This is a genomic window from Nocardioides sp. (assembly GCF_030655615.1).
In the GTDB taxonomy this organism is placed as follows: domain Bacteria; phylum Actinomycetota; class Actinomycetes; order Propionibacteriales; family Nocardioidaceae; genus Nocardioides.
This window is the reverse complement of sequence record NZ_JAURVJ010000156.1, coordinates 46,958-54,037: the sequence shown is the minus strand read 5'-3', so window position 1 is coordinate 54,037 and position 7,080 is coordinate 46,958. Positions and strand designations below refer to the sequence as shown.

Annotated in this window: 6 protein-coding genes; 3 read left to right on the top strand and 3 right to left on the bottom strand. The window is 72.5% G+C overall.

Annotation, left to right across the window (positions count from 1 at the left end; all coding sequences use genetic code 11):
- Positions 1-200 precede the first annotated feature (200 nt).
- Positions 201-1,400, bottom strand: a complete 1,200-nt coding sequence (locus Q7T52_RS13225; protein ID WP_304803216.1) for an acyl-CoA dehydrogenase family protein — start codon at positions 1,398-1,400, stop codon at positions 201-203.
- A gap of 139 nt (positions 1,401-1,539) precedes the next feature.
- On the opposite strand from Q7T52_RS13225, the gene Q7T52_RS13220 reads away from it, so the two are divergent.
- Positions 1,540-3,087: a class I SAM-dependent methyltransferase gene (locus Q7T52_RS13220; protein ID WP_304803215.1), complete on the top strand. Its 1,548-nt coding sequence runs from the start codon at positions 1,540-1,542 to the stop codon at positions 3,085-3,087.
- A complete protein-coding gene (locus Q7T52_RS13215) occupies positions 3,078-3,347 on the top strand; it encodes a DUF6752 domain-containing protein (RefSeq protein WP_304803213.1) in 270 nt (89 codons plus the stop codon). Before Q7T52_RS13220 ends, Q7T52_RS13215 begins: the two co-directional genes overlap by 10 nt.
- Here Q7T52_RS13215 and Q7T52_RS13210 read toward each other — a convergent pair.
- Positions 3,319-4,521 carry a hypothetical protein gene (locus tag Q7T52_RS13210; protein WP_304803212.1) on the bottom strand — a complete coding sequence of 401 codons (1,203 nt, stop codon included), beginning with the start codon at positions 4,519-4,521 and terminating at the stop codon, positions 3,319-3,321. The genes Q7T52_RS13215 and Q7T52_RS13210 overlap by 29 nt on opposite strands.
- 104 nt (positions 4,522-4,625) lie before the next feature.
- On the opposite strand from Q7T52_RS13210, the gene Q7T52_RS13205 reads away from it, so the two are divergent.
- On the top strand, positions 4,626-5,666 hold the full coding sequence (locus tag Q7T52_RS13205) for an endonuclease/exonuclease/phosphatase family protein (protein ID WP_304803210.1): 1,041 nt from the start codon (positions 4,626-4,628) through the stop codon (positions 5,664-5,666).
- A 15-nt stretch (positions 5,667-5,681) separates the two neighbouring features.
- Here the strand turns inward: Q7T52_RS13205 and Q7T52_RS13200 are convergent, their stop codons facing one another.
- Positions 5,682-7,067, bottom strand: a complete 1,386-nt coding sequence (locus Q7T52_RS13200; RefSeq protein WP_304803208.1) for a hypothetical protein — start codon at positions 7,065-7,067, stop codon at positions 5,682-5,684.
- Positions 7,068-7,080 lie beyond the last annotated feature (13 nt).

Sequence of the window (7,080 nt, the reverse complement as noted above, 5' to 3'; positions counted from 1 at the left end):
GGGTGGCCGCGCTGGCGACGGCGAGCCGAGCTTGCGAGGCCTCGCCGTTGAGGGCGCCGTTGCAGCCCGCGAGAGGCTCGGGGTCTGCTACGCGCGCGGCCACCCGACCCGGACCACGAATGACCCGACGAATCAGACGTGGCTTCGAGGCTCGCTGCGCTCGCACCTCAGCCGACCTGCCGCCGACGTGCCGGCGTACGTCAGCCCTTGAGCTTGTAGTCCTTCAGCAGCGACCGCCCGATGATCATCTTCTGGATGTCGGCGGTGCCCTCGCCGATCAGCATGAAGGCGGCCTCGCGGTAGAGGCGCTCGATCTCGTACTCCTTGGAGTAGCCGTAGCCGCCGTGGATGCGGAAGGAGTCCTGGACGACCTCGTTGCAGTACTCGGCGGCGAGGTACTTGGCCATGCCGGCCTCGACGTCGTTGCGCTCGCCCTTGTCCTTGATGCGCGCGGCGCGGACCATCATCGCGTGCGAGGCCTCGACCTTGGTCGCCATCTCGGCCAGGCGGAACAGGATGGCCTGGTGCTCGGCGATCGGCTTGCCGAAGGTCTCGCGCTGCTGGGCGTAGGCGATGCCGAGCTCGAAGGCGCGGTTGGCGATGCCGCAGGCGCGGGCCGCGACGTTGACGCGGCCGACCTCGACGCCGTCCATCATCTGGTAGAAGCCCTTGCCCGGCTCGCCGCCGAGGATCTGGTCGGCGGAGACCTGGTGGCCCTCGAGCACCATCTCGGTGGTGTCGACGCCCTTGTAGCCCATCTTGTCGATCTTGCCCGGGATGGTCAGACCGGGAGCGGTCTCGCCGAAGCCGGCCTCCTTCTCGAGCAGGAAGGTCGTCATGTTCTTGTAGACCGAGTCGGCGCCCTCGTCGGACTTCACCAGCGTCGCGACCAGGGTCGAGGTGCCGCCGTTGGTCAGCCACATCTTCTGGCCGTCGATCGTGTAGCCACCGTCATCACCCTTGACGGCCTTGGTCTTGATGGCCGCCACGTCGGAGCCGAGGCCCGGCTCGGACATCGAGAACGCGCCACGCACCTCGCCGGTCGCCATCCGTGGCAGGTACTTCTTCTTCTGCTCCTCGGTGCCGTGCTGCATGAGCATGTAGGCCACGATGAAGTGGGTGTTGATGACGCCCGAGACGCTCATCCAGCCGCGCGCGATCTCCTCGACGCACAGCGCATAGGTCAGCAGCGACTCGCCGAGCCCGTCGTACTCCTCGGGGATCATCAGCCCAAAGATGCCGAGCTCCTTGAGGCCGTCGACGATCTCCTGCGGGTACTCGTCGGCGTGCTCCAGCTCGGTCGCGACGGGGAGGATCTTCTCCTCCACGAACGTCCGGACCGCCTTGAGGATCTCGGTCTGGTCTTCGGTGAGGCCTTCGGTCTCGCAGAGGCGACCCATCGTCGGGTCCTTTCGTCGTCGGGTACGTCGTGAAGTTGCTCGGATTGTCCTCGGACACCGTAGGTGCGCGGGTCATCCCCCTTGCGGCCGCGGACGGTGAGATACGTCACCGGCCCCACCAGTCTCCTACGATGACCGGGTGCCGGACCTCCCCACGATCTCGGTGGTCTCGGCGGACGACGACGGCATCACGTTCGCGACGCCGGACGACCAGGCCGACGTGCTGCTCGACGTCCGCTTCGACGGCCGGCGGATCGGCTCGTTCTGGGCCCTGCGCGACACCCGGTCCGGGCCCGACGGGCGCACCTGGCGCTGGCCGCGCACCCTCGCCCAGGTGCTCGACGGCCGGACGACGCTGAGCCTGGCCGCGCACGGCGCCGACGAGTCGCTGTGGTCGTCCGACGTCCGTTTCGGTACGTCGGACACCCGGCTCGACGTCGTGGACCCGCGGGGCAACCCGCTCGCCCTCGACAAGGACCTCCGGCTCGTCCAGCTCCTCGGCTCGCGCAGCCCCGAGCAGCTGGCGCCGCTCCTCGACAGCATGACCGAGGTCGTCGCCGCGCTGCGCCGCGCGGGCGTCGAGCCGTTCGTCGCCTACGGCACGCTGCTCGGCGCCGTGCGCGAGGGGACGTTCATCGGCCACGACTCCGACGCCGACCTCGGCTACGTCAGCCGGCTCGACCACCCGGTCGACGTGATGCTCGAGTCGTTCGAGCTGCAGCGACGGCTGACCGCCGAGGGGTACACCGTGACGCGCTACAGCGGGGCGGCGATGAAGGTCGCGGTCCGCGAGTCCGACGGCACGGTGCGCGGACTCGACGTGTTCGCCGGCTTCCTGCGTGCGGGCCGGCTCCACCTGATGGGCGAGGTCGAGACGGCCTGGCGCCCCGAGTGGCTGTGGCCGCTGGGCGAGGTCGAGCTCGCCGGGCGTCGCTTCCCCGCCCCGGCCGAGCCCGAGCGGCTGCTCGAGGCGATGTACGGCGGGCACTGGCGGGTCCCCGACCCCGCCTTCAAGTTCGAGACGTCGCAGGCCACCCGGCGCCGGCTCGGCGGGTGGTTCCGCGGCAACCGGTTCAAGCGCGAGTCGGTGTGGGTCCCCCACTACGGCCAGCCCCGCGCCCGCACCCGCACCGAGGTCGGCGACGTCGTCCGCTGGGCCCACGCCCGCGAGCCCGCCGGCACGACCCTCGTCGACGCCGGCTGCGGCACCGGCGCCGACGTCGTGTGGGCCGCCGAGCAGGGCCGGACGGCGTACGGATTCGACTACGTGCCCAAGGCGTTCGGCCCGAGCGCCACCCGGTCCACGAAGCTCGGCCTGCCCGCGACCTTCCTGTTCGGCAACCTCACCGAGCTGCGCTCCGTCGCGGCGACGACGGCGGCGCTGCGCACGGTCCGGGGCCCGACCGTGATGACGGCGGTGCACGTCGCCGACGCCACCAACGCCACCGGCCGGACCAACCTGCTGCGGATGGCCCGCACGCTCCTCGTCGGCGGCGGACGCCTCTATCTGCAGGTGCTCGTCGCGCGCGACCCCGCGGGGCGCCGCACCGGCCTCCGGCCGCTCGACCTCGACGCGTTCGTCGCCGAGGCCGCCCGCCACGGGGGCCGCCCGGCCCCACCCGACCCCGACCACGACCTCCCCGACCCGCCCGCCCACCTGCGCCGATTGGTGTTGCAATGGACCTGAACCCCCGCCGGGTGCTCGCGCAGCGGCGTACCGAGCGCGACACCGAGCGCGACACCGAGCGGAGGGCCCTCGAACGGCGACTCGAGGCCCTCGAGGCCGACGTCCAGGAGAGCCGCGCGCTCAACCTGCGCGTCGCCGAGCTCACCGACGTCGTCATGGAGCTGCTGGTGCCGCTGGCCGACAGCGACGACCCGCGGGTGGCGGCGATCGTCGAGCGCTACCGGCTCGCGATCAGCCCCGACCGTCGCGGGGGCGACTGACCGGCAGCGCGAGGAGGGCGGCCAGCCGGTCGACCGCGGCCGTCACGTCGTCGGGCAGCGGCGCGGCCAGTGACTCCGGCACGTCGACGCCTTGCTCTGCGCACAGGGCCAGCGCCCCGTCGTGCAGGGCGACGGCGGCGCGCATCACCTCGACCGCGGGCGGGGCGACCGGGAGGTCACCCGCGTCGAGGTCGTGCCCGGCGCCGACCGTCACCGGCAGGTCGGCCGGGTCACCGACCAGGGTCGCCCGCTCGGCGACGAGCGCGAGGGTGCGGGCGTTGAGGCCGACCGCGAAGGCGGCCGTGGCCTCGTCGACCCTCGGCCGGGTCTGTTGCTCGCGCAGCGGCAGCAGGTGGTCGCGGGTGAGGCGGCGGACGACCCGGCGGTAGGGCCGCGGGGCGCCCCCGTCACCGAGGCCCGCGCCGTTGACCAGGCGCATCAGCTCGCACGAGCCGTAGCCCAGCTGGGGGTTGTCGAACGCCGTCGCGTCGGTCGTGGCGGGGTCGACGCCGAGCAGGCCGCACAGCCGGGTCCACAGCAGGTCGCGCGACGCCGCCGGTCCCCTGGGGACGGTGACGACCGCGAGCCGCTCCGGGGGTACGACGTCGCCCCAGGTCCGCAGCATCCGCGGCACGTCCTGGGTGCGGCGGAACGCCCGCGCCCCCGGGAGCGGCGGGCGCTGCCGCGGCGAGCGTGCGCCCACGACGAAGTCGGGCCACGACACGTCCTGGCCGTTGCGGGTCAGGCTCTGCCACTGCGACGGCAGGGCCTGGACGGCGTCGCGCACCGTCAGGACCACCTGCAGGTCGAGGCCCGTCGCGCTCTCACGCACCAGGGCCGCGCCGCGCGGCACCATGAAGCTCAGGAACTCCATCGACAGCACGGCCCCGCGGCGTCCCGGCTCGGCGGTGCGAGCCCGCGCCTCGTCGAGCAGCGCCGTCCAGCGCGGGGCGCCGTCGAGGGTCGCGCCGCCACCGCCGCCCGACCCGAGCGCGACACCCTCGAGCTCGAGGAGCTCGCGCGTCGCCTGCACCACCCGCTTGTGCTCGGGCACCCACCAGCCGGCGTCCTCGAGCGCGCGCCGGTTGTCCTGCAGCAGGTGCTGGACGTAGGTCGTCCCGGTCTTCATCGCCCCGACGTGGAGCAGGAGGACGGGTTCCGGGGGCGGGTTCATCGGTCGCGAGTGTAGGGCGCGTTCGGGCTCCGCCCGTGGGCGCGCCACGTATCGTGAGGGCCGGCGGTCCACGCGCGACCCCGGAGCCCGCGGGAGGAACGTCCATGGACCCGAGCAGTCGCTCGACGGCGGCCGCGACCGCCGTGATCCTGGTGCTGGTGGGCCTGGCGATCGTCGTGCTGCTGACGGTCGGGGGCGGCGGAGGCGGCCCGGCGTCGGACCCGTCGGAGGCCGGCCCGTCCGGGACCTCGACGGGCGCCGTACCGTCCACGACCGCACCGCCGGCCAACCCGACCAACCCGACCGACCCGTCCGCACCCGCCACGACGCCCTCGGGGAGCCCGACGATCCGCCAGGACGGCACGGTCTGCGTGCCGCAGGTGACCGAGAAGACGATCACCGTGATGACCTTCAACATCAAGTCGGGTCGGGTGACCGGCCGGGTCGACATCGGCAAGGTCGGCGACCAGATCGCGGTCTACCAGCCCGACATCGTGATGATGCAGGAGGTCGAGAAGGGCCGGCCGGTGTCCAACTACATCGACGAGCCGGCGGTCCTCGCCGACCAGCTCAAGATGCAGTGGACCTTCGGCGGCAACGACCGACGCTCGGCCACCAACCAGCTCGGCAACGCGACCCTGTCGCGCTTCCCGATCCTCGACTCGGTCAACACCCAGCTCCCGGCCCGGCCGGGCAAGCACCGACGCGGGCTGCTGGCCACGACGATCGACCTCGGCGGCATCGAGGTCGAGGTCTTCAACACCCACCTCGAGCACACCTCGGGCGCCGACCGGGAGCGCCAGATCGCTGTAGTCGCCGGCATCGTCGGCGCCAGCAAGGCCCCCAAGTTCCTCGGCGGCGACTTCAACTCCGGCCCCGTCGGACCCGTCCTCGGCCGGGCCCGCACCGTGGTGCGCGACTCGTGGACCGAGGTCGGGTCCGGGGCAGGCCTGACGGCCCCGTCGGGCCGGCCCCGGGTCCGCATCGACTACCTGCTCTACTCCGGCGGCGGCGACGTCGCGGTGACGCCGCTGCGGATGGAGGTCCTGCCCACCAACGCCTCCGACCACCGGGCGGTGATGGCGAGCTATCGCATCACCAAGGACGAGGGCGAGATCTGCCTGCCGGTCGTCGCCGAGGACTGAGGTTCCCCAGCGACGTCAGGGGAAGATCGAGGCGAAGATCCGTCGGCCCTCGTCGATGCCGAACCGGCCCGTCGTCACCGTGATCCTGGAGACCTGGGTCAGCAGGGCCGACGTCAGCTGCCGGTTGGAGCTGTAGCGGGTCGTCCAGGTGCCGTTGGTGTCGCTGGTCATCATCAGCGCACCGAGCTTGGCCGAGCGCCACTTGGGGCGGCACGCCTTGGTGCAGGTCACGAGCCAGCTCGACGCGTCGCCGTCGTTCTTCACCAGTCGCTGCAGGGTCTTCTCGCGCTGGGTGAGGCGGGGGCCGACCTTGACCAGCTGGACGTGGACGCCCCGGGCCACCGCGCCACGCAGGTCGCGGGCGAGCTGGGGCGAGTCGAGCGTCGCCGTGGCGATCCGGACGGCGGCACCCGGCTTGGCCCGCCGTACGGCGGTCGCGAGGGTCGTGATGGCGGCGCGCTGCGCCGTCTTGGTGCCGGACGGGTCGCTGACGACCTCGCGCACGTCGGAGCCGACGTCGGTCAACCAGGTCCAGCCGCCGTAGACGGCGTCGTGGTCGGAGTTGAGCTCGACCGGGTACTGCTGGTCGGTGACGAGCTGGCCGTTGCCGCGGCCCATCACGTAGTCGATCGTCGCGCCGCGGTGGTCGCCGGTCGGGAAGTAGGCGCCGAGCGCCTGGTAGGTCGGGATGACCAGGTGCTGCTCGAGGATGTCCCGCGGGAACTTGGCCCCCGGGTAGTGGATGTTGAGGTCGCCGCCGATGAAGACCTGACCCTGGGTGGCGAGCTTGTCGACGAGCAGGCCGAGCCGCTTGGTCGAGGGACGCAGCAGGTCGGGCATCCCCTTGACCATCGGGGCGAAGTGGACCGACACGACCGACACCTGACGTCCGTCGACGCCGGCCAGGGTGACCCAGTTGGCGTAGCGGCGGCCGAGCTCGACCTGCCGGCCGGGCGGCACGCCGCGCCAGTCGGAGATCATCCAGGAGCCCTGCGCCACGGCCGTCCAGCGGTCCGTGCGCCACACGACCGGGGTCTCGGCGGTGTAGCGGTTGGTCGTGTCGCGGTAGATCGCGTAGCCGGCCGGGGCCATCACGGCGTCGGTCCGGCTGTGGGCCTCGTTGTAGGTGACGAAGTCGGATCCCAGCGACAGCACCGTGCGCACGTCGGCCTGGAACTTCGGCACGCTCAGGCCCGTGTAGAGGTTGGCCTGGACGAGGCTGATCGCGCTCGCCGTACGCGCCCGGGCCGCGTCGGTGCCGCTGGCCGTGCTCTGGGTGTCGTCGGCGCTGGCCGTCGCGGCCGGGCCGGCGGTGACCGTCCCGAGCGAGAGGGCGAGGACGGCGAGACCGGCGGCGAGTCGAGCTGGGGAGAACGAGCGGGGAGCGGCTCGTCGGGGCATGGAGGGACTCCTT

Coding starts and splice junctions, on each gene's coding strand:
- Q7T52_RS13225 (WP_304803216.1), bottom strand. CDS start 1,400: ATGGGTCGCCTCTGCGAGACCGAAGGCCTCACCGAAGACCAGACCGAG.
- Q7T52_RS13215 (WP_304803213.1), top strand. CDS start 3,078: ATGGACCTGAACCCCCGCCGGGTGCTCGCGCAGCGGCGTACCGAGCGC.
- Q7T52_RS13210 (WP_304803212.1), bottom strand. CDS start 4,521: ATGAACCCGCCCCCGGAACCCGTCCTCCTGCTCCACGTCGGGGCGATG.
- Q7T52_RS13205 (WP_304803210.1), top strand. CDS start 4,626: ATGGACCCGAGCAGTCGCTCGACGGCGGCCGCGACCGCCGTGATCCTG.
- Q7T52_RS13200 (WP_304803208.1), bottom strand. CDS start 7,067: ATGCCCCGACGAGCCGCTCCCCGCTCGTTCTCCCCAGCTCGACTCGCC.